Raw genomic sequence first — 20,230 nt, 5'->3', positions numbered from 1 at the left:
TGCGATGGGAAAGCGATCAGTACTGCGCGGTCAGGGTGACCCCGGAGAAGGTCGAGTAGGCCTTCACCCGCACATGCCAGGTGCCGGCCGCCGGCGACGGGATCGCGCAGGTCTCGTTGTTGCCGCTCAGGTACGGGCGGCAGGTGTAGACGGTATCGGTCGGCGCGCTGCCGTTGCGGACATACAGATCGGCATCGCCACTGCCGCCGGCGATGGTGACCTTCAACTGGCTGCTGCCCGAGGGCACGGCCACGGTGTAGGCCAGCGAGGCACCGCTGGCAGCGCCCAGGCCCGTGACCGGCACATTGTTCTGCAGCACGGTGCCGGTACCCGGGCCCGGGCCGGTGCCGTTGAGCGCGGCGGTCACCGCCGCATCGGCGTCCACGATCCCCGCGCCGCAACCGCCGGAGCAGGCGCCCGGCAACGGCCGTGCGGTGCTCTTGAGCAGGCTTTCGATGGCGGCCGGGCTCAGCGTGGTGGGCGCGACGGACTGGATCAGCGCGACCACGCCGGCCACGTGCGGTGCCGCCATCGAGGTGCCGTTGTAGGAGGCGTAGGACGCACTGCCCGGTACCGTGGTGCCGCTGTTGAGGGTGGAGAGGATGCCCTGCCCCGGCGCGGAGATGTCGATGCCGGTTCCGTAGTTGGAGAAGCTGGCGCGGGCGCCGGCCGAGGTGGTCGCGGCCACCGCGATGACGTTGGCGCAGTTGGCCGGTACCGAGGAAGAGACGTTGGTGTTGCTGTTGCCGGCCGCCACGACCACCGTGGTGCCGCGCGAGACGGCGCCGTTGATCGCGGTCTGGTAGGTGGTGGAGCAGCTGCCACCGCCGCCGAGGGACATGTTGATCACTTCGGCCGGGTTGGCGTTGGCCGGGACGCCGCTGACGGTGCCGCCAGAGGCCCAGACGATGGCGTCGGCGATGTCGGAGGTGTAGCCGCCGCACTTGCCGAGCACGCGCACCGGCACGACCTTGGCATTGAAGGCCGTGCCCGCCACGCCGGTGCTGTTGTTGGTCACCGCCGCGACGGTGCCGGCCACGTGGGTCCCGTGCCAGCTCGAATTGGAGGCCGGAATGCCCGAGCCGCATTCGTTGGCGGCGTACCAGTCGCCTTCGTCGTTGGGGTTGTTGTCGCGGCCACCGCCGTCGCGTGCCATCGCCGCGTCGCTGATGAAGTCGTAGCCGGGCAGGAGGTTGGCGTTCAGATCGGGGTGGTTGGTGATGCCGGTGTCGATCACCGCCACCACCACGCCGGCGCCGGTGGCCTTGTCCCAGGCCGGGCGTACGTTGATCGAGGCATTGCTGGTGCCAAAGCCCCACTGTTCGGAGAACCGGGTGTCATTGGGCACCAGGGTGGCCTGCATCAGCTGATCGACCTCGACGTATTCCACGCTCGGATCGGCGGCCAGGCGGCGCATCAGGAGCTCGGCTTCGGCACGGTCCAGCGGCCGGTCGGCCTTGACCACGGTCGGGCCGATCGCCAGCTGGCGCAGCTTCTGCAGCCCCAGCGCGCGGCCCTGGGCGGCCGGTACCGCCGCCGCGGCGGCCTTGAGCGAGCTGGCCAGTGCAGTCGGGGTGGCGACCTCGGTGCTGCCGTCCTTGTACTTCACGATGAAGCGCTGATGGGTCGGCGCCGAGGACAGGCCGCTCAACTGCACATCGCCAGCGAAGGCCGGGGTGGCCAGCAGCAGGGTCGACAGAACGGACGCGCCCAATACAACCAATGCACGCTGACGCAAACGGTGTTGCGAGACATGAGACATCGGATTTCCCTTTCAGACAGTGAATGCCGTCGTCGCGGCTGAGAATCCAGGTCCGATCCGGGCGCTGCTGCAATCGATGGCGCGGATCGGCCCGGTGAGTGGATCGGTTCCCCTGAATCAAACCGCCCATCGCGACGCTAGTGGCTGACTGGTCGATCAACAATGTTTCAGCTGCACTTCAGTGACATGAAATGTCGGATCTGAGACTTTCCGGGTCGAGGGTTTGTGAAAGTGAAGGCGCAATCGGCCTTTCGGGTGGGCCGATTGCGCCACGGATTGTCTGAAATGGCTGTCGCGGCCGACAAATCCGGGACAACACTTGCGCATCAATCACTTACGCCACTGCCACCGCAGGACAGTAGTGCCGGCCGCTGGCCGGCCCCGACCAGCCCGTAGTGCCGGCCGCCGGCCGGCTCCGCGGAATGCTGCATAGCCGGCCAGCGGCCGGCACTACCGATGTCGAACGCTGCGCGGCCTCTCTTGGGGGGAGCACCACCGGCGCGGTGGCGAACGGGCAACAAAAAACCCGCCTGTCGCCAGGCGGGTTTTCGATGCTTGCGCTCAGACCCCGAGGACTCAGGCGTCCAGGCGGACCAGCCAGCCGTGACGGTCCGGCAGGCGGCCGTACTGGATGTCGGTCAGTTCCTTGCGCAGCGACATCGTCACTTCGCCGGCCGGGGCGTTGATGTCACCCACCGAGAAGCCTTCGCCCTTGAGCTGGCCGATCGGGGTGACCACCGCAGCGGTACCGCAGGCGAACGCTTCCACGATCTCGCCGGAGGTCACGCCATCCTTCCACTCCTCCAGGGTGACCTTGCGCTCTTCGACCTTCATGCCGCGGTCGCGGGCCAGCTGCAGGATGCTTTCACGGGTGATGCCTTCCAGGATGCTGCCCGACAGCGCCGGGGTCACCAGGGTGCCGTCCTTGTAGACCAGGAACACGTTCATGCCGCCCAGTTCTTCCAGGTACTTGCCTTCGACCGGGTCCAGGAACAGGACCTGCGAGCAGCCCTGTGCCTGCGCCTTCTGCTGCGGCAGCAGCGAGGCGGCGTAGTTGCCACCGCACTTGGCCGCGCCGGTGCCGCCCTTGCCTGCGCGCGCGTACTCGGTGGACAGCCAGATCGCGACCGGCGCCACGCCCTTGGCGAAGTACGGGCCGGCCGGGCTGGCGATGACGTAGTAGCCGGCCTTGTGCGCGCCGCGCACGCCGAGGAAGGCTTCATCGCCGATCATGAAGGGACGGAAGTACAGGCTGGATTCGTCGGCCGAGGGCACCCACGACGCGTCCACGGCGATCAGCTGCTTGAGCGATTCGACGAAGATCTCCACCGGCAGTTCCGGCAGCGCCAGGCGCTGGGCCGAACGCTGCAGACGGCGGCCGTTGGCCTCCGGGCGGAAGGTCCAGATCGAGCCGTCGGCGTGGCGGTAGGCCTTGATGCCTTCGAAGATTTCCTGGCCGTAATGGAGCACCGCGGCGGCCGGGTCCAGCTGCAGCGGACCGTACGGGCGCACCACGGCATCGTGCCAGCCGGTGTCCTTGTCCCAACGCACTTCCACCATGTGATCGGTGAAGTGCAGACCAAAACCGGGGGCGGCCAGGATGCGCTCACGCTCCTCGCTGCTGCGCGGCTGGGCGGAACGGGTGGTGTTGAAGCTCACGGAAGACTGGGACACCGGATATTTCCTGTTCTGGTTACGGGGAACGCCGTGACGCCGGCTGGCGATGGGCGGTTACAGCATGCCGGTTTCGAGCCGGGCGGCCTCGGACATCATGTGACGGCCCCACGGCGGGTCGAACACCAGCTCGACGTCGGCCTCGGCCACCGTCGGGATCATTTCCAGCTTGCTGCGCACGTCATCGACGAGGATCTCGCCCATGCCGCAGCCGGGCGCAGTGAGGGTCATCTTGATGTCGACCTCGCGCTGGCCGTCGTCCAGGTGCTTGAGGTCCACTTCATAGACCAGCCCCAGATCGACGATGTTGAAGGGGATCTCCGGATCGAAGCAGGTGCGCAGCTGCTGCCACACCAGTTTTTCGACCTCCTCGTCGGAGGCATCGGCGGGCAGTTCCAGCGCCGGGGGCGCTTCCTTGCCGATGGCATCGCCATCCTTGCCGGCGATGCGGAACAGATTGCCTTCGACAAAGACGGTATAGCTGCCACCCAGGGCCTGGGTGATATAGCCATAGCTGCCAGCGGGCAGCGTGACCGTTTCGCCCTGCGGGACCATGACGGCCTCGCAGTCGCGTTCGAAGTGGACAGGTTCACTGCTACGGGAATACATGTGGATCGATATGGGGGTCGCGGCCAATTCCCGCAAGGCGACCATTTTAGCCCAGTGGCCGCCCACGCGCCGGTCACCCCGCAAGCCGGTATCCTGTGGGGACTTACAGGAAGATTGCATGTCGCCCACGTCCGTGCCTGTCCGGAGCCGCCACTGGCTCTGGCCCCCGCTGTTTCTGCTTGGTGTTGTCACGGCCACGCTGGCCTGGTTGTTCATCGCCCTGCTCACCGGCCGCCAGGCCAGCTGGATGGCGGTTGTAGCCGCGCTGGAGATCGCGTTCATGCTGCGCCTGGGCACCCTGCGCGCCGGTGCCCCCCGGGTGGTGCTGACCGTGCTGGCCACCGTGCTGGTGGCGCTGGCGGCCAACTGGGGGATCGCTTCGGCCTACCTGGGCGGCTCGATGGGGCTCACCCCGTGGGAATCAGCGTTGCGCATGGGGCCCTATCTGGCGTGGACCCTGAGCGGCCTGGCCAACGGCGCGGTGGAATGGCTGTGGCTGGGCGTGGCGCTGGTCGTGGGTTGGTGGGTGGCCAAGTAAGGCACCCTGCACGCTGTCGGAATGCAGCTGAAAGAGAGCCCCCTGAGTCAGGGGGCGGCGCCGAAGGCGCGGGGGTCTGGGTGCTGATGAGACCGGGCCCGCGTTTTGCGCAGCAGAACGTGGGGCGTCAGCGCGCATGCGATGACGTTTACCCGCCGTCGAGGGCCTTCAGTTCGCTGACCAGCGCGCTCGCCGCACCGGCGCCATCGCCGTACAGCATCCGGGCGTTGTCGGCATAGAACAGCGCATTCTCGATGCCGGCAAAGCCGGTGCCCTTGCCGCGCTTGATCACCACCACGTTGCGGGCGTTGACCACGTCCAGGATCGGCATGCCGTAGATCGGGCTGGCCGGATCCGTGCGCGCGACCGGGTTGACCACGTCGTTGGCGCCGATCACCAGCACCACGTCGGTGTTCGGGAACTCGGGGTTGATGTCGTCCATGTCGGCGATCAGGTCGTAGGGCACGCCCGCTTCGGCCAGCAGCACGTTCATGTGCCCCGGCATGCGCCCGGCGACCGGGTGGATCGCGAACTTCACCTTGATGCCGCGATCGATCAGGCGCTGCGCCAGTTCCCACACCTTGTGCTGGGCCTGGGCCACGGCCATGCCGTAGCCGGGCACGATCACCACGCGCTCGGCGAAGGCCAGCATCGCGGCGACATCGCTGGCCTCGATCGGCTTCTGCGCGCCGCTGATTTCCTGCGCCACGCCGCCGCCCCCGAAATTGGAGAACAGCACGCCGCTGATCGGCCGGTTCATCGCCTTGGCCATCAACCGCGTCAGCAGGATGCCGGCCGCGCCGACCATCATGCCGGCGATGATGAGCGCCTCGTTGCCGAGCACATAGCCTTCGAACGCCACCGCCAGGCCGGTAAACGCGTTGTACAGCGAGATAACCACCGGCATGTCGGCGCCGCCGATCGGCAGCGTCATCAGCACGCCCAGTGCGAGTGCGACCACGAAGAAGCTGATGATCGCCACCGGGCTCAGCGTGACCGCCGCCCAGATGCCCAGCACCACCATCGCCAGCGCGACCAGCAGGTTGAACACCTGCTGCCCCGGGAAGGTGACGCGGCGGTCCAACCGCCCGTCGAGCTTGGCCCAGGCGATGATCGAGCCGGACAGCGACACCGCACCGATCGCCGAGCCGATCACGGCCAGCGCCAGCACCGTCGCCGACGGCTGGCGCGCGGCCAGGTCGGCCAGCGCCTGCTCGCTCCAATGGGTGGTATCGCGGTTGGCCAGGAAGGAGAAACGCAGCAGTTCAACCGCACCGATCGCTGCCGCCGAACCGCCGCCCATGCCGTTGTAGAGGGCCACCATCTGCGGCATGTCGGTGATCGCCACGCGCTTGGCCGACCACCAGGCCACGCCGGTGCCGATCGCCACCGCCGCCAGGATCAGCGGAATGTTGTGCAGCTCGGGCAGGAAGAACGTGGCTACCGTGGCGATCAGCATGCCCAGCCCGGCCCAGCGGATGCCGCTGCGCGCGGTCATCGGCGAGGCCATGCGCTGCAGGCCAAGCAGGAACAGGGTCGCGGCGACCAGGTAGCTCACCTGGACCAGCCATTGCAGCAGCTGCGCGGTGGTCACGTTCAAGGCGCCTTCTCCCCGGCGTCGCGCTTGGCGCTGGGCTTGAACATGTCCAGCATGCGTTCGGTCACCACGTAGCCGCCGGCTGCGTTGCCGGCGCCCAGGACCACCGCGATGAACCCGATGATCTTCTCCAGCGGCGTCTGCGCGTGCCCCAGCACCACCATCGCGCCGATCAGCACGATGCCGTGGATGAAGTTGGACCCGGACATCAGGGGGGTATGCAGGATCACCGGCACCCGCGAAATGATCACGTGGCCGGCAATGGCGGCCAGCATGAAGATATACAACGCCACGAACCCGTCGCTCATTGCAGTCACTCTCCCAGGCGGTCATCCCGTCCCCTGCATCATAACCATGCGCTGAACCAATCGGGCAGGCCGGTCAACCGGGCCCGCCCCGGGGCGTTCTCACGGTATCCCCCTGCCGGAACGCTACCCTGTGCTGGTGAGCTCTCCCCTACCGTCGACGGATGCCGACCTGCCCGCCACGCCCGAGGTGGCGCTGCCGGTGTCGCTGGACGCCTTCCTGGCCGGCATCGGCCCGCGCGCGTTCCGCTTCGCCGAAGCGGGCCTGCGCCAGCGCGAGGACGCGCTGGATGCGGTGCAGGACAGCATGTTGAAGATGCTCGGCTATCGCGACAAACCCGCCGCCGAATGGGCGCCGTTGTTCTGGAGCATCCTGCGCCGCCGCGTGGTCGACCTGCAGCGCCGCCGTGGCTTCCGCCTGAAGTTCTGGCGCAGCAGCGACGAGGCCGGCGGCGACCACGATATCGACTGGGCCGACAGCGCCCCCGGTCCGGCCCAGGCCCATGAGCAGCGCGACCAGTACGCGCAGCTGGTGCAGGCGCTGCGGGAGCTGCCCGCGCGCCAGCGTGAGGCCTTCACCCTGCGCGTGCTGCAGGACCTGGATGGCGCCACCACGGCCAAGGCCATGGGCTGCAGCGAAGGCGCGGTCAAAACCCATCTTTCGCGCGCCCGCCAGGCGCTGCAGCAGTCTCTGGAGATCGCCCTGTGAACCGCCCCCTGCCCCCTTCGATGCCTGACGATGCCGCCCTGCGGCAGCTGCATGCGCAGGCGCTGGATACGCTCTCGCCGACCACGCTGGCGCGGCTGCGCAACGCGCGCCATGCGGCCTCACCGGCCAAGCGGCATGCGCCGTCGTGGTGGATGGCGACGGCCTGTTCGGCGGTGGTCGCCCTCGCCTTGGGCTACAGTTTCCTCCTGGGCGAATCGAGCGCCCCGCCGGCACCGGTGATGGCGAGCGCCACCGATGACAGCAGCGATGTCCTCGACGAGAATCCCGATCTGTATTTGTGGCTGGGCGGCACCGACCTGGCAATGGAGTGATGATGAAACTGCGACTGTCCCTGGGGCTGGTATGGCTGACCTTGAGTGCGTCGGGCTGGGCGCAGACCGCCCCGCTGCCGGACTGGGACGCGCTCAGCCCGCAGCAGCGCGAGGCGTTGATCGCGCCCGTGCGTGACCGCTGGAACGACGCGCCTGCCCCGCAGCGCGAGCGCATGCTGCAGCACGGCCAGCGCTGGCTGACCATGACCCCGGAGCAGCGCGCGCAGGCGCACCGCGGCCGCCACCGTTTCGAGAACATGACGCCGGAGCAGCGCGAGCAGGCGCGCGCATTGTTCGGTCAGATGCGCAGCATGAGCCCGGCGCAACGGCAGGAGCTGCGCGACCGCTGGGCGCGGATGACGCCGGACGAACGCAAGGCGTGGCTGAAGGCCAACCCCGCCCCTGCTGCGCCGCCGTCCAAGCGCTGAAGCGCCGAAGCACTGAAGCAACGACCAACAACGGGGACGGGGTAGTTATCAACTACCCCCGTCCCCGTTTTTTCAGGCGGCGACCCAGCGGGTTTTCGCGAGCAGTTCGTCGTCCCAGTCGAAGGTGACGGCGCCGTCTTTCAGGAACAGCGCGACGAAGTTGTAGACGTTGCGGGCGTACATCTCGCTGGCATGCACCGCGCCCTGGCTGGCCAGGTTGAGCGGGCCGTCGATGAGCACGCCGTCCAGGTCCACCACCTCGCCCGGTTGGGTGGCTTCGCAGTTGCCGCCGGTTTCCGCGGCCAGATCGACGATCACGCTGCCTGGTTTCATGCCACGCGCCATCGCGGTGCTGACGATTTTCGGCGCGGGCCGGCCGGGCACGGCGGCGGTACAGATCACCACGTCCACCGTGCGCAGGTGCTCGCCCAGGCGGCGCTGCTGCTCGGCACGTTCCTCATCGGTCAGCGGCCGCGCGTAACCACCTTCGCCGACCGCGCTCACACCCAGGTCAAGGAATTTGCCGCCCAGCGATTCGATCTGCTCGCGGGTTTCCGGACGCACATCGAAACCTTCCACCTGCGCGCCGAGACGGCGGGCGGTCGCGATGGCCTGCAGGCCGGCCACGCCGGCGCCGACCACCAGTACCTTCGAGGGGCGGATCGTGCCCGCAGCGGTGGTCAGCATCGGGAAGAAGCGCGGCGCGCGCTGCGCCGCGATCAGGGTGGCTTTGTAGCCCGCCATGCCGGCCTGCGAACTGAGCACGTCCATGGACTGGGCCCGCGTGGTACGCGGCAAGCGCTCCAGCGGAAACGCCTGCAGGCCGCGCGACTGGATCAGCCCGGCGCGCTCGGCATCGGCCTGCGGATGCAGCATCCCGATCAGGCTGGCGCCCGGTTTCAACCGGGCAAGGCGGTCATTGGCGGGTGGCTGCACGCACAGCACGAGGTCGGCCTGGGCCAGGCGGGTGTCATCGGCGGGCTGCGCGCCCACCTCCTGATACAGCGCATCGGGGAAGCCGGCCGCCAACCCGGCACCCGGTTCGAATGACACGCCTGCGCCGAGCGCGATCAGCTTGCGCGCCGTTTCCGGCGTCATCGCCACGCGCCGTTCCCCCGGCGCGTGCTCCTTTACCACCAACACCTCGACAGCCATGCCTGTCCCCGACGATCAGCGGATTGTGGGCTGATCGTAACCTGATCGTCAGGCCAAGGTAGCCCTCCGGGCTCAATGCACGGTGGCGTTCCTGGTATCCAGCCGATCGATCACGCCCTGCATGGCACTGTCGAAGGCGCCATCGTCGATATGCGCCCGCAGGCGACCCAAGCGCACCATCACGGCAAGTTCTTCCGGCGAGGCGACGCAGAAACGCACCCCGCGCCGGTTGACGAACAGCAGGCGCTGGGAAATCGGGCTCACCCAGGACAGCTTGCCGGCCTGGACCTTGCCGTCCTTGTCGACGAAATCCAGCCAGCTGCCGATCTCCAGGCCGCGGAAGCGGTCGGCATCGGCATTGTCGAAATCGCTGACATCCACCCTGCTGCCCAGCTCCACCGATGGCGATTCCTGGGCCGGTGGCGAGGGCAGCGCGACCTGCGGCAGTTCGGGCAGCGCGCGCTCAAGCTCCGGGCGCGATTCGGCGATGCCCTGCAGGGTGTCGTGCAGCGCGTCGATGGCACTGGTGGCTGCATCGGCGTGCACCCCCACGCTGGCGAACACCTTGCGCAGCGCGGGATGCCAGGCCTGCAGCCACGGCTTGCCGACGATATGGCGGCGGGCCTCGGCCACTTCCTGCAGCATGCCATCGGCCAGGCTCAGCGCCTCACCGACCGACGCCCCGTCTTCGCCTTCGCGCAGCACGGTCAGGGTCAGGTGGTGCTGCCAGGGCTGGCGCAGGAACTCGCCGATGGCCTGCGGCAACGTGGTATCACCAATACGGCGGTCCAGTTCGGTAGTGGCGCGCTGGCGCGCCATCTCCAGCTTTTCCTGGCCGCGCTGGGTCTCGGCGGCCCGGCGCTCGGCGATCTCGATCCGGCGACGATGCTGGGTCAGGAACTCGCGGAATTCTTCTTCAAGGGTCAGGAAGATCGCCAGGTTCTCATTGAACTCGGCCACCAGCCGCTCGATGATTTCTTCGACCTTGCCCATCAGCACGCGCTCGGCCTGGCTCTCGCCGGTATTGCCCTCGCAGGCTTCGGCCAGCGAGTTGAGCAGCTTGCGCGCCGGGTGGGTCTTCTGCACGAACATGCGGCGATCGAGCATGGCGACCTTGACGAAGGGCACCACCAGACGGCCGATCAGCTCGCGCGAGCGGCCTTCCAGGTCGCGCTCGTCGAGCATTACATCGAACAGCATGCCGACCAGATCGATCGCGTCCTCGTCCTGCGGGTCCAGCCGGGCCTGCGCGGGGTCGACCCCCAGCCGGGTCGCACCGGACAGCACTTCACTTTTCAGGCGCTGCGCCAGCGATTCGCCGTCTTCGCCGATCGCCGCACGCAGGGTCGCGCTCGGCGTGGCCTGCAGCAGCGACAGCACCGACATCATCTCGCGCTGGCTCAACGGGCGCTGCTGGCCCACCGCGACGCTGGCCGCCGAGGTGGCGTCCTCGCGCACATGGCGGGTCTGCTGCAGCAGTTCGTGCAGGGCATCAAGCAGCATGCCCTGGTTGCCGCCGAGGCTGTCACCGCCCTCACCCGGCCCTTCGTACCCGGCCTGTCCGCCGCCCTGGAGGCGGCCCCGGCTCTCGGCCCAGCGGTCGGCGAAGCGACGCGCCCAGGCCGGTGCCTGGCTTTCTTCGCCCGCCGATCCCATCCCGGCCTCGGCCTGGAACCCATCAAATGCATCGCGCTCGTCGCGCGGCGGCGGCGAGGGTGCACGCGGCGCCGGCCGGCGCGCGGCCATCTGCGGCATCACGCCCGCAGCGGCCAGTTGTTCATCCAGGTACTCGTAACGCTTGCCGATCGGCTGATGCAGATCGCGCTCGCACAGCTTGATCAACACCAGGCGCACTTCCGGGGCCAGTTCACAGTCGGCGAAGGCCTCATGGATGGCAACGCCCAGATGCTCGGGACTGATCGGGTTGGTATCGGCCTGCAGCTCCAGCGCGCCGGCGATCAGGCCGAGGCGGCGGTCCAGCCGCGACAGCACCGGCTTGAAGTCACGCAGCAGCACGGTGGCGAAGTTGCGCACCGCCAAGCGGGATTCCAGGACATGCTCGGGCACCAGGCTCAGCCCGTCCTCGACCTGCCCGGCCAGGGTGGCCTCGGCCGACAGCGGTTCACCCCGCTCCAGCGCTTCCCAGGCCTGGGCCAGGTGGGTGCTGAAGCCGGCCACGATGTCGTCCCGGCGGCGGCGCAGCTCGCGCATGCCATCCAGGAACAGCAACTGCGAGGCGCCGGCGTCACCGGCACGATCGAACAACACATCGTCAAAGCGCGCCAGCACCGTCGAGAACGACTCGACCAGCCCTGGCAGCACGGCCTCGCGGGCCATCTTCAACAAGGCCGGGTCACGGCCCGGGTGCCCCCCTACATTGGGCGTGGCGATCATGCGAAAAGGCTCCCCACCCTCGCAGGCACTGAGTACAACATGGATACAACGAACGCCGGCGCACCCCATGCGCCCACGCTCGGATGGTAGGCCGGCCGACCGATCAAAGACAGTGAAGCAGTCGACACTTTAAACCTCATCACCGGTGGCCCGGCAGGCTTTGTATCGTAAGCGCAGCAGGCCGTGGAAGCGAGTACAGCCACGTGAAGGAAGTCCGCTGATTAGGTGATGTTCATCACGTTTTGTCGCAAATTGCACCGAGATCGTCCGAGGCCGTGTCACAAACGGTCGCGACTATAATCGGGGCATCGTTAAGTCTGATTGAGAACCCATGTCCGTCCCCTCCGCCCTGCACGCCCTGGATGCACGCCGTTCGGTCCCCGCCAAGCAACTGGGTGAACCCGGCCCCGACCCGGCCACCGTGCTGCGGATGCTGACCTCGGCCGTGCGGGTGCCCGACCACGGCAAGCTGGTGCCTTACCGCTTCCTGCGGATCGCCGGCGATGCGCGTCACAGTCTGGGTGCGTTCCTGGCCGAGCGCGCCGTCCAGCGCGACCCCCACGTCTCGCCGGCCCAGCTGGACAAGGATCGCCAGCGTTTCTCCCATGCCCCGCTGATCATCACCGTCATCGCCAGCCCGCGCCCGAGCCCCAAGGTGCCCGAGGCAGAGCAGCTGATGACCGCCGGCTGCGTCTGCTTTGCCTTGCTGCAGGCCGCCCAGGCGCTGGGCTTCGGGGCGCAGTGGCTGACCGCGTGGATGGCGTTCGACCCGGTCGTGCATGCCCGCCTGGGCCTGGCAGAGGGCGAGCAGATCGCCGGCTTCATCCATATCGGCACCCCGAAAACCGAGGTACCCGAGCGTGAGCGTCCGGACCCGGCCGCGCTGCTGCAGGACTGGGAGGGCTGAGATGTCCGCCCTTCCCGCCGGCCCGGGCATGCCCACGCCGCCGCTGCGTTCGCCGCTGTATCTGGTCGATGCCAGCCTGTATGTGTTCCGCGCGTGGCACTCGATGCCCGACGAATTCCAGGACCAGCAGGGCTGGCCGACCAATGCCGTGCACGGCTTCGCGCGCTTCCTGCTCGACCTGCTCGAACGCGAGCGCCCGGCCAACATCGCCATCGCCTTCGATGAAGCGTTGGACAGCTGTTTCCGCCACCGGATCTACGCTGCCTACAAGGCCAACCGCGATCCCGCGCCCGATGCGCTGCGCCGCCAGTTCGCGCACTGCAAGGCGCTGTGCACCGCGCTGGGCCTGGCGGTGCTGGCCCACCACGAATACGAGGCCGATGACCTGATCGGCAGCGCCCTGCACGCACGCCGCGACGCTGGCATGCGCGGGGTGATCATCTCCGCCGACAAGGATCTTTCGCAGCTGCTGTTCGAGCATGACGAACAGTGGGACTACGCACGCAACCAGCGCTGGGGCATGGCCGGGGTCAAGGCGCGCCACGGGGTGCATGCGCACCAGATCGCCGACTACCTGGCGCTGTGCGGCGATGCGGTCGACAACATCCCTGGCGTGACCGGCGTGGGTGCCAAGTCCGCCGCCGTGCTGCTGGCCCACTTCGGCAGCCTGGACGTGCTGTATGAGCGCCTGGATGAAGTGCCGTTCCTGCGCCTGCGCGGTGCCGCGCAGATGGCCGTGCGCCTGCGCGAACAACGCGAGCATGCGCTGCTGTGGCGTCAGCTGACCACCATCGCGCTGGATGCGCCGCTGGAGGGCGCCGCTGCCGATTTCAGCCGGGGCGTGGCCGATGCACAGATGCTGCAGGGCCTGTGCGATGCGCTGCGTTTCGGCCCGTTGACCCGGCGCCGCCTGTTCGCCGCCGCCGGCCTGTCCGATTCCTCTTCCGTTGCCAGCGAGTTCGCATGAGCCCCGATACGCAAGCCCCCAAGGTCGTTTTTGAAGGCAAATACCAGCGCATGGTCGTGCGCGGCACGTGGGAGTACAGCGAGCGTACCCACGCCGGTGGCCTGGCCGCGATCATCATTGCGGTCACCCCCGAAGATACCGTTCTGTTCGTCGAGCAGTTCCGCATACCGCTGCAGGCCAGGACCATCGAAATGCCCGCCGGCCTGGTCGGCGACATCGATGCCGGTGAATCCATCGAGGTCTCGGCGGTGCGCGAGCTGGAGGAAGAAACCGGCTGGACCGCCGACCACGCTGAAGTGCTGATGATCGGCCCGACCTCCTCCGGTGCCAGCAGCGAGAAGATCGCCTTCGTGCGTGCCACCGGCCTGCGCAAGGTCGGTGAAGGCGGCGGCGATGCCAGCGAAGACATCACCGTGCACGAGATTCCCCGCGCCCGCGCCGCGGCGTGGCTGGTCGAAAAGATGGGCCAGGGCTACGAGCTGGATGCCAAGCTGTGGGCCGGGCTGTGGATGATCGAACACCACCTGGACGGGACCCCGCGTGGCTGATTCGCTGTTCCATCCACAGACCGGCGCATCACTGCTCGGGCCGGCCGACCCGGCGCCGTTCACCGTGCATCAGGCGCAGGGCCGTTCGTCCTTCGTGCTGATCGCCGACCACGCCGGCCAGCAGGTGCCGGCCGCATTGGACGAGCTCGGCCTGCCGCAGGCCGAGCTGGACCGCCACATCGGCTGGGACATCGGCATCGCCGGGGTCACCGTGGAACTGGCACGGCTGCTGGATGCCTGGGCGATCACGCAGACATATTCGCGGCTGGTGATCGACTGCAACCGGCCGTTGGCTTCGCCCACGCTGATGCCGGCGGTCAGTGACCTTACCGTCGTTCCCGGCAATCAGCGCCTGACAGCGGCGCAGCGACAGCAGCGCATCGACGCGATCCACGCGCCCTACCATGCGCGCATCGATGCCGAGCTCGATACCCGCCAAGCGCAGGCCCGGCCGACGGTGCTGGTGATGATGCACAGCTTCACCCCGGTGATGAATGACGCTGCGCGGCCTTGGCATGCCGGCGTGCTGTACCACCGCGACACGCGATTCGCGCTTCCCCTGCTGCAGGCGCTGCGCGATGAAGGCGACCTGGTGGTGGGCGACAACCAGCCCTACGCCGTCAGCAGCACCAGCGACTACGCCGTGCCGGTGCATGGCGAAGGCCGCGGGCTGGTGCACGTGGAGCTGGAGATCCGCCAGGACCTGATTGCCGATGCCGCTGGCCAGCAGGCGTGGGCACAGCGCCTGGCGCGGATCTTCACCGCCCTGCAGCCGCAACTGGACGCACTGCCGCCTGCGTAAGGCTTGGTGATCGATTCAGCCTTCGCCCGCGCACACCGGCGTGGGCGCTGCACGGCTCTGCTGCGGCCTCAGCCACAGCGCCACGCCCACGCCCAGCAACGCGAACAGTGCCGCACCGTACTGCGCGTGGATCATGCCCTGCAGGGCCGCGTCGCTGCTGGCACCGGCGCTGCCACAACCGGCATTGGCCACCATCACCAGCAGCGCCAGGCCCAGCGCACCGCCGATCTGCTGCGCGGTGGCGGCCATGCCCGAGGCCACGCCCTGCTGCGCGGCCGGCACGCCCTGCCCGGCCACGATCCACATCGAGGTCCAGGTGATGCCCTGGCCGAGGCTGAGCACCACGATGCCCGGCAGCAGCGCCCAGTAGGTCGCGCCATACGGCAACGCAACGGCGACCGCAGCGATGCCGATCGCACCGGCCAGCATGCCCACCGCCAGCACCTGGCGGGGCGAACGCTGCGCGAGCATGCGCTCGGCGATGCGGATGCCGAAGGTGCACACCAGGGTGGGTGGCAGAAACGCCAGGCCAGCCTGCAGCGCACTCCAGCCGTAGCCATCCTGGTAATACAGCGCCAGGAAGTAGTACTGCACGCCGTAGCTGCTCATGAACAGCATGGTCAGCAGCATCGCCGCACGCAGGCTGCGCAGGCGCAGCAGCGAGAACTGCATCAGCGGGTCGCGGCTGCGGCGTTCGATCTGCACGAAGGCGGCCAGCATCACCGCCGATACCACCAGACAGATCAGCGTGCGCGGCGCCAGCCAGCCCCACTCCGGGCCCTGCACCAGCGTGGTGACCAGCAGGCTGCCGCCGAGGGTCACCGTGACACAGCCGGCCAGATCGAACGAGCGGCCCGCCAGCGGCGCGGGATCACGCGGCAGCCACCAGCCGCCCAGCAGCGCGCAGCCACCGGCGAAGGGGACGATCACCAGCAGTACCGAGGCCCACCCGAAGCTCTGGGTGAGCACGCCACCGAGCAGGGTGCCCAAGGCCAGGCCGCCGGCGCTGGCCATCGACCAGATCGCCAGCGCGCGGTTGCGCGGCGCGCCTTCGGCGTAGATCGTGTTGATCAGCGCCAGCGTGGCCGGGAACAGCAGCGCCGCGCCGATGCCCTGCACCGCGCGGGCGGCGATCAGCAACCACGCACTGCTGCTGAACCCACCCACCAGCGAGGCCAGCGCGAACAGCGCCATGCCAAGCCGATAGATGCGGCGTCGGCCCAGCAGATCGGCCGCGCGGCCGCCAAGCAGCAGGCAGCCGCCGAAGGCCACCGTATAGCCACTGACGATCCACTGCAGCTGCTGGGCATTGATCTGCAGCTGCGTGCCCATCTCGTGCAGGGCGACGAAGATGATCGTGGAATCCAGCGCGATGATCAGCTGGGCCATCGCCAGCAAAGACAGGGCGAGGCGTGGAAATGCGGGCGCCGGCGCGCCAGCGGGAGACAGTGGGGAGGTCATGCCGACTCGGTACTGCGTAAGAAGGTGGGCAGTCTCATTGATGACGCTTCATAAATAAACCCGGATACTTCGATATCTGTCATGCATATCCGCATGAATCGGAGGATGTCATGGATCTCAACGCCGTGCGCATGCTGGTGCAGGTGGCGGAGGCGCGCAGTTTCACCCTCGCCGCCGGTCAGCTGGGGATCAGTCAATCCGGGTTGTCGCGGGCGATCGGGCGGCTGGAGAGCGCGCTTGGCGTGCGCCTGCTTCACCGCAACACCCGCAACGTCAGCCTGACCCCGGATGGCCGCCAGTTCGTCGAGCACTGCGCGCCGCTGCTGAGTGGGCTGGAGGATGCCGAGCGTCGGCTGGGTGATCGCCCCTCCACGCCGTCGGGCGTGCTGAAGCTGACGGCGCCGTCGATGTTCGGGCGCAAGGTGCTGGTGCCGCTGGCCGGGCAGTTGATGGCGGCACACCCGCAACTGCAGTTCGAGCTGGTGCTCAACGACCGGCTGGTCGATCTGGTCGAGGAAGGCTTCGACGCCGCATTGCGCACCGGGCCGATCAGCGATGTGCGCATGGTGGCGCGCCCCCTGCGGCCGTTGAACTGGGTCACCGTCGCCTCCCCCGCCTACCTCGCGCAGCACGGTGAACCGGCCACGGTGGATGCGCTGCACGATCACGCCTGCCTGGCGGTGCGCAATCTGCGCAGCGGGCGGCTGGTGGACTGGCAGTTCCGTGAGGCCGAGGGCCAGCTGCGCGAGTTCACCCCGCCGGCGCGGATGGTGTTCGACAGCGGCGACCCGCTGGTCGAGGGCGCCCTGGCCGGGATCGGCATCGTGCAGGTGATGGATTTCGCGGTGGCCGATGCACTCGCAGACGGCCGGCTGCAGCGGGTGTTGCAGCCCTTCGAAGGCCGCAGCCGGGTGCTGTCGCTGGTCTACCCGCCCTCGCGGCAGGCCTCACCGAAGCTGCAGGTGTTGGCGGAGGCGTTGTTGGGTGGTGATTGGTAACCCGGCGCATCACGACCAACGGTCGTGATCTACCGCATGGTGCACGGCGCGATGGCGATCACGACCAACGGTCGTGATCCACCGCGCGACGTCTGGGGGTGACCCGCCAGGTGCCGACAGTTGGTCGGCACCTCTCCATCAACCCGCGAAGCGATCGGTCGCACGCACCAGCGCGTCGACATTCTCCGCTTCGAACGCGGAGTGACCCGAGGCCGGGCTGATCTCCAGCGTCGATTTCGGCCACGCCTTGTGCAGTTCCCACGCGCTCTGCAGCGGGCAGACCACGTCGTAGCGGCCGTGCACGATCACGCCCGGAATGTCGGCGATGCGGTGCGCGTCGCGCAGCAGCTGTTCTTCCACCTCGAAGAAACCGCCGTTGACGAAGTAGTGGTTCTCGATGCGGGCGAAGGCCAGCGCGAACTGCGGGTCCTGGTGGCTGTTCACGAAGTCGTCGTCCACGTGCAGGAAGCTGGTTGCGCCTTCCCACACGCTCCACGCCTTGGCCGCCGCCAGGCGGGTGGCCTCGTCATCGCTGGTCAGGCGGCGATGGAAGGCCGAGATCAGGTCGTGGCGCTCCACCGCCGGGATCGGCTTGAGGTAATGCTCCCACGCATCCGGGAACAGGCGGTTGGCGCCTTCCTGGTAGAACCATTCCAGCTCCCAGCGGCGCAGCATGAAGATGCCGCGCAGGACCAGCTCGGTCACGCGCTGCGGGTGGGTCTGCGCGTAGGCCAGTGCCAGGGTCGAGCCCCAACTGCCGCCGAACACCTGCCAGCGATCCACCTTGAGGTGCTCGCGCAGCGTCTCGATGTCGGCCACCAGGTCCCAGGTGGTGTTGTCGACCAGATCCGCATGCGGCGTGGAACGGCCGGCACCGCGCTGGTCGAACAGGATGATCCGGTACTTGGCCGGGTCGTGGAACTGGCGCATCTTGTCGCTGCAGCCGCCGCCCGGGCCACCGTGCAGCATCACCACCGGCTTGCCATCGGGATTGCCGCACTGCTCGAAATACAGCGTGTGGCGGTCATCGACCTTCAGGGTGCCGACGTCGTAAGGGATGATGGCGGGATACAGCGTACGCATGACAGGAACTCCATGTGGAATGACAGTCGCCGCATCACGCTGCGCGGCGGCCCGGTGGACAGGTCATTCTAGCCCCGGGGTCGGCGCGGGGCCGGCACGCGGTCAGGCCGCCAGACAGCCCAGGCTCACCCGGTCGCGCTGCTCCAGGTCGCGCTCGGTGCCGACCGACTGGAAACCGGCCTGCTGCAACAACGCGCGGATCGCCTCGCCCTGGTCCCAGCCGTGTTCGATCAGCAGCCAGCCGCCGGGAAGCAGGTGCGCTGCCGCACCGTCGATGATCAGGCGGATGTCGTCCAGCCCATCGGGGCCGGAGGCCAGCGCGGTGGCCGGTTCGAAACGCAGGTCGCCCTGCGCCAGGTGCGGGTCGTCGCTGGCGATGTACGGCGGGTTGGTGGCGATCAGCTCGACGCGCTCGCCCGCCAGGGGCGCGTACCACGCCCCCTGCCGGAAGCTGACATTGTCCAGTGCGTGGCGCTGCGCGTTGCGTGCTGCCACGGCCAGGGCCGCCTCGCTGAGGTCGGTCGCGATCACCTGCGCCAACGGCCGCTCGCTGGCCAGGGCCAGCGCGATCGCGCCGCTGCCGGTGCCCAGATCCGCGACCCGCAGCGGGATATCCGCGGGCAACCGCGCCAGCGCCAGCTCGACCAGCAGTTCGGTCTCCGGGCGCGGGATCAAGGTGGCCGGGCTGACCTCCAGGTCCAGGGTCCAGAAGCCGCGTCGGCCCAGCAGGTAGGCCACCGGTTCGCCGGCCAGGCGCTTGGCGAGCAGGGCCTCGAACGCGGCCACCTGCGCGGGCGCGACCGGATCGGTGGCGTGGGCGAACAACCAGCTGCGCTCACGCTCCAGCACCTGCAGCAGCAGCAGTTCGGCCTCGTGCCGGCCTTCCACACCCGGCAGGCGGGTGGCGGCATCGGCGAGCAGCTGGCGGACGTCTGGCGGGGCGGCAGTCATGGCGGATCGGAGCAACGTCGGGGCGCGCAGTGTAGTGCACCGGCAGCGGTCGGCCAGGCGTGCGCCAGGGGCCTTCGGCGGCAGCAACGCGATTGAAACCACGCATCGCCACTACATATATAGATTCGTAGGCGCTATCGGATTCCGTGGGAAAACCGGGCGTTCCAGCACTGAGGCGCCCCGCGCCGTTCAGGTTCCCACCGCGGCGCATATGCAGAAGCTATTGAAGCGATCATTCGCCACCACCCGCCGGTCATTGCGCTGCAACGCTTTTGACGGCCATGGCCATCACCATTCATCGCAGGATCAGACCCTTTTGATAGCCTATGACTATCGCATAGATGCAATCAATGGATTGTCCTTATGGGAACGGAGCCGCTAACCTGTGTTGGTCGCTTCACCCACCCCCTTCACCAAGAGGAACAACGATGTCGCTCATCAACACCCAGATCCAGCCGTTCGAAGCCAACGCCTACCAGAACGGCGAGTTCATCAAGGTCTCCGACAGCACCCTGAAGGGTCACTGGTCCGTGCTGATCTTCATGCCGGCCGCGTTCACCTTCAACTGCCCGACCGAGATTGAAGACGCCGCCGACCATTACGCCGAGTTCCAGAAGGCTGGCGCCGAGGTCTACATCGTCACCACCGACACGCACTTCTCGCACAAGGTGTGGCACGAAACCTCGCCGGCCGTCGGCAAGGCCCAGTTCCCGCTGGTCGGCGATCCGACCCACCAGCTGACCCGCGCCTTCGGCGTACACATCGAAGAAGAAGGCCTGGCCCTGCGCGGCACCTTCATCATCAACCCGGAAGGCGTGATCAAGACCCTGGAGATCCACTCCAACGAGATCGCCCGTGACGTCTCCGAGACCCTGCGCAAGCTGAAGGCTGCCCAGTTCACCGCCGCCAACCCGAACCAGGTCTGCCCGGCCAAGTGGAAGGAAGGCGAGAAGACCCTGACCCCGTCGCTGGACCTGGTCGGCAAGATCTAAGCCGTATCCCATCCCCAT

Annotated in this window: 20 protein-coding genes; 10 read left to right on the top strand and 10 right to left on the bottom strand. The window is 68.1% G+C overall.

All coding sequences use genetic code 11. The features are described from left to right. Positions 1-16 precede the first annotated feature (16 nt). From OC373_RS11170 to sufT, 3 genes are all read right to left on the bottom strand, one after another. Positions 17-1,762: a S8 family peptidase gene (locus tag OC373_RS11170; RefSeq protein ID WP_261997704.1), complete on the bottom strand. Its 1,746-nt coding sequence runs from the start codon at positions 1,760-1,762 to the stop codon at positions 17-19. A 576-nt stretch (positions 1,763-2,338) separates the two neighbouring features. Then, positions 2,339-3,436 carry a branched-chain amino acid aminotransferase gene (locus OC373_RS11165; protein WP_019182392.1) on the bottom strand — a complete coding sequence of 366 codons (1,098 nt, stop codon included), beginning with the start codon at positions 3,434-3,436 and terminating at the stop codon, positions 2,339-2,341. Positions 3,437-3,493: 57 nt separating this feature from the next. Continuing rightward, positions 3,494-4,045, bottom strand: a complete 552-nt coding sequence (gene sufT / locus OC373_RS11160) for a putative Fe-S cluster assembly protein SufT (protein WP_019182393.1) — start codon at positions 4,043-4,045, stop codon at positions 3,494-3,496. Positions 4,046-4,163: 118 nt separating this feature from the next. Here sufT and OC373_RS11155 point away from each other — a divergent pair, with 118 nt between their 5' ends. Beyond that, positions 4,164-4,583 carry a hypothetical protein gene (locus OC373_RS11155; RefSeq protein ID WP_070426675.1) on the top strand — a complete coding sequence of 140 codons (420 nt, stop codon included), beginning with the start codon at positions 4,164-4,166 and terminating at the stop codon, positions 4,581-4,583. A 148-nt stretch (positions 4,584-4,731) separates the two neighbouring features. Here the strand turns inward: OC373_RS11155 and OC373_RS11150 are convergent, their stop codons facing one another. Both OC373_RS11150 and OC373_RS11145 read right to left on the bottom strand, forming a co-directional pair. Further along, the gene (locus tag OC373_RS11150) at positions 4,732-6,183 is read right to left on the bottom strand and encodes an NAD(P)(+) transhydrogenase (Re/Si-specific) subunit beta (RefSeq protein ID WP_070426674.1); all 1,452 of its coding nucleotides are present in this window, start codon (positions 6,181-6,183) and stop codon (positions 4,732-4,734) included. Further along, positions 6,180-6,488, bottom strand: coding sequence for an NAD(P) transhydrogenase subunit alpha (locus OC373_RS11145; protein WP_019182396.1), 309 nt, complete (start codon positions 6,486-6,488; stop codon positions 6,180-6,182). Before OC373_RS11145 ends, OC373_RS11150 begins: the two co-directional genes overlap by 4 nt. Positions 6,489-6,618: 130 nt before the next feature. Between OC373_RS11145 and OC373_RS11140 the strand changes: the two genes are divergently transcribed. The 3 genes from OC373_RS11140 to OC373_RS11130 are packed head-to-tail and all read left to right on the top strand — an operon-like array spanning position 6,619 to position 7,954. Continuing rightward, positions 6,619-7,194 (top strand): RNA polymerase sigma factor, encoded by a 576-nt coding sequence (locus OC373_RS11140; RefSeq protein WP_261997703.1) that lies wholly within the window; start codon positions 6,619-6,621, stop codon positions 7,192-7,194. Positions 7,195-7,214: 20 nt separating this feature from the next. Continuing rightward, positions 7,215-7,526, top strand: coding sequence for a hypothetical protein (locus tag OC373_RS11135; RefSeq protein WP_261997752.1), 312 nt, complete (start codon positions 7,215-7,217; stop codon positions 7,524-7,526). After that, positions 7,526-7,954, top strand: a complete 429-nt coding sequence (locus tag OC373_RS11130; protein ID WP_261997702.1) for a DUF3106 domain-containing protein — start codon at positions 7,526-7,528, stop codon at positions 7,952-7,954. The genes OC373_RS11135 and OC373_RS11130 overlap by 1 nt, the downstream gene beginning before the upstream one ends. Before the next feature lie 72 nt (positions 7,955-8,026). Here OC373_RS11130 and OC373_RS11125 read toward each other — a convergent pair whose 3' ends face one another. Beyond that, positions 8,027-9,109 carry an NAD(P) transhydrogenase subunit alpha gene (locus OC373_RS11125; protein ID WP_261997701.1) on the bottom strand — a complete coding sequence of 361 codons (1,083 nt, stop codon included), beginning with the start codon at positions 9,107-9,109 and terminating at the stop codon, positions 8,027-8,029. 72 nt (positions 9,110-9,181) lie between these two features. Beyond that, a complete protein-coding gene (locus OC373_RS11120; RefSeq protein WP_261997700.1) occupies positions 9,182-11,503 on the bottom strand; it encodes a DUF1631 domain-containing protein in 2,322 nt (773 codons plus the stop codon). A 331-nt stretch (positions 11,504-11,834) separates the two neighbouring features. Here OC373_RS11120 and OC373_RS11115 point away from each other — a divergent pair, with 331 nt between their 5' ends. From OC373_RS11115 to OC373_RS11100, 4 genes are read left to right on the top strand one after another with little or no spacing between them, the layout of a single operon-like run. Beyond that, a complete protein-coding gene (locus OC373_RS11115) occupies positions 11,835-12,410 on the top strand; it encodes a nitroreductase (protein WP_261997699.1) in 576 nt (191 codons plus the stop codon). 28 nt (positions 12,411-12,438) lie between these two features. Further along, positions 12,439-13,377 (top strand): 5'-3' exonuclease H3TH domain-containing protein, encoded by a 939-nt coding sequence (locus OC373_RS11110; protein ID WP_261997751.1) that lies wholly within the window; start codon positions 12,439-12,441, stop codon positions 13,375-13,377. Continuing rightward, positions 13,374-13,925, top strand: coding sequence for an NUDIX hydrolase (locus tag OC373_RS11105; RefSeq protein ID WP_019182404.1), 552 nt, complete (start codon positions 13,374-13,376; stop codon positions 13,923-13,925). The genes OC373_RS11110 and OC373_RS11105 overlap by 4 nt, the downstream gene beginning before the upstream one ends. Then, entirely contained in the window at positions 13,918-14,727 is an 810-nt protein-coding gene (locus tag OC373_RS11100; protein ID WP_261997698.1) for an N-formylglutamate amidohydrolase, read from the top strand. The genes OC373_RS11105 and OC373_RS11100 overlap by 8 nt, the downstream gene beginning before the upstream one ends. Before the next feature lie 15 nt (positions 14,728-14,742). Here the strand turns inward: OC373_RS11100 and OC373_RS11095 are convergent, their stop codons facing one another. Then, complete coding sequence (locus tag OC373_RS11095; protein WP_261997697.1) at positions 14,743-16,188, bottom strand: MFS transporter; 1,446 nt, start codon at positions 16,186-16,188, stop codon at positions 14,743-14,745. A 110-nt stretch (positions 16,189-16,298) separates the two neighbouring features. Between OC373_RS11095 and OC373_RS11090 the strand changes: the two genes are divergently transcribed. Further along, a complete protein-coding gene (locus tag OC373_RS11090; RefSeq protein WP_046271989.1) occupies positions 16,299-17,186 on the top strand; it encodes a LysR family transcriptional regulator in 888 nt (295 codons plus the stop codon). A 138-nt stretch (positions 17,187-17,324) separates the two neighbouring features. On the opposite strand, the gene pip is transcribed toward OC373_RS11090, so the two are convergent. Then, a complete protein-coding gene (pip, locus tag OC373_RS11085; RefSeq protein ID WP_261997696.1) occupies positions 17,325-18,269 on the bottom strand; it encodes a prolyl aminopeptidase in 945 nt (314 codons plus the stop codon). A 102-nt stretch (positions 18,270-18,371) separates the two neighbouring features. After that, entirely contained in the window at positions 18,372-19,220 is an 849-nt protein-coding gene (gene prmC, locus OC373_RS11080) for a peptide chain release factor N(5)-glutamine methyltransferase (protein ID WP_261997695.1), read from the bottom strand. 428 nt (positions 19,221-19,648) lie between these two features. Here prmC and ahpC point away from each other — a divergent pair, with 428 nt between their 5' ends. Beyond that, a complete protein-coding gene (ahpC, locus tag OC373_RS11075) occupies positions 19,649-20,212 on the top strand; it encodes an alkyl hydroperoxide reductase subunit C (protein WP_019182410.1) in 564 nt (187 codons plus the stop codon). The last annotated feature ends 18 nt before the right edge of the window (positions 20,213-20,230 follow it).

Source organism: Stenotrophomonas sp. Ste96 (assembly GCF_024519495.1).
Lineage (GTDB): Bacteria > Pseudomonadota > Gammaproteobacteria > Xanthomonadales > Xanthomonadaceae > Stenotrophomonas > Stenotrophomonas bentonitica_A.
The sequence above is the reverse complement of the archived record's forward strand: the minus strand, read 5'-3'. Positions and strand labels throughout refer to the sequence as shown.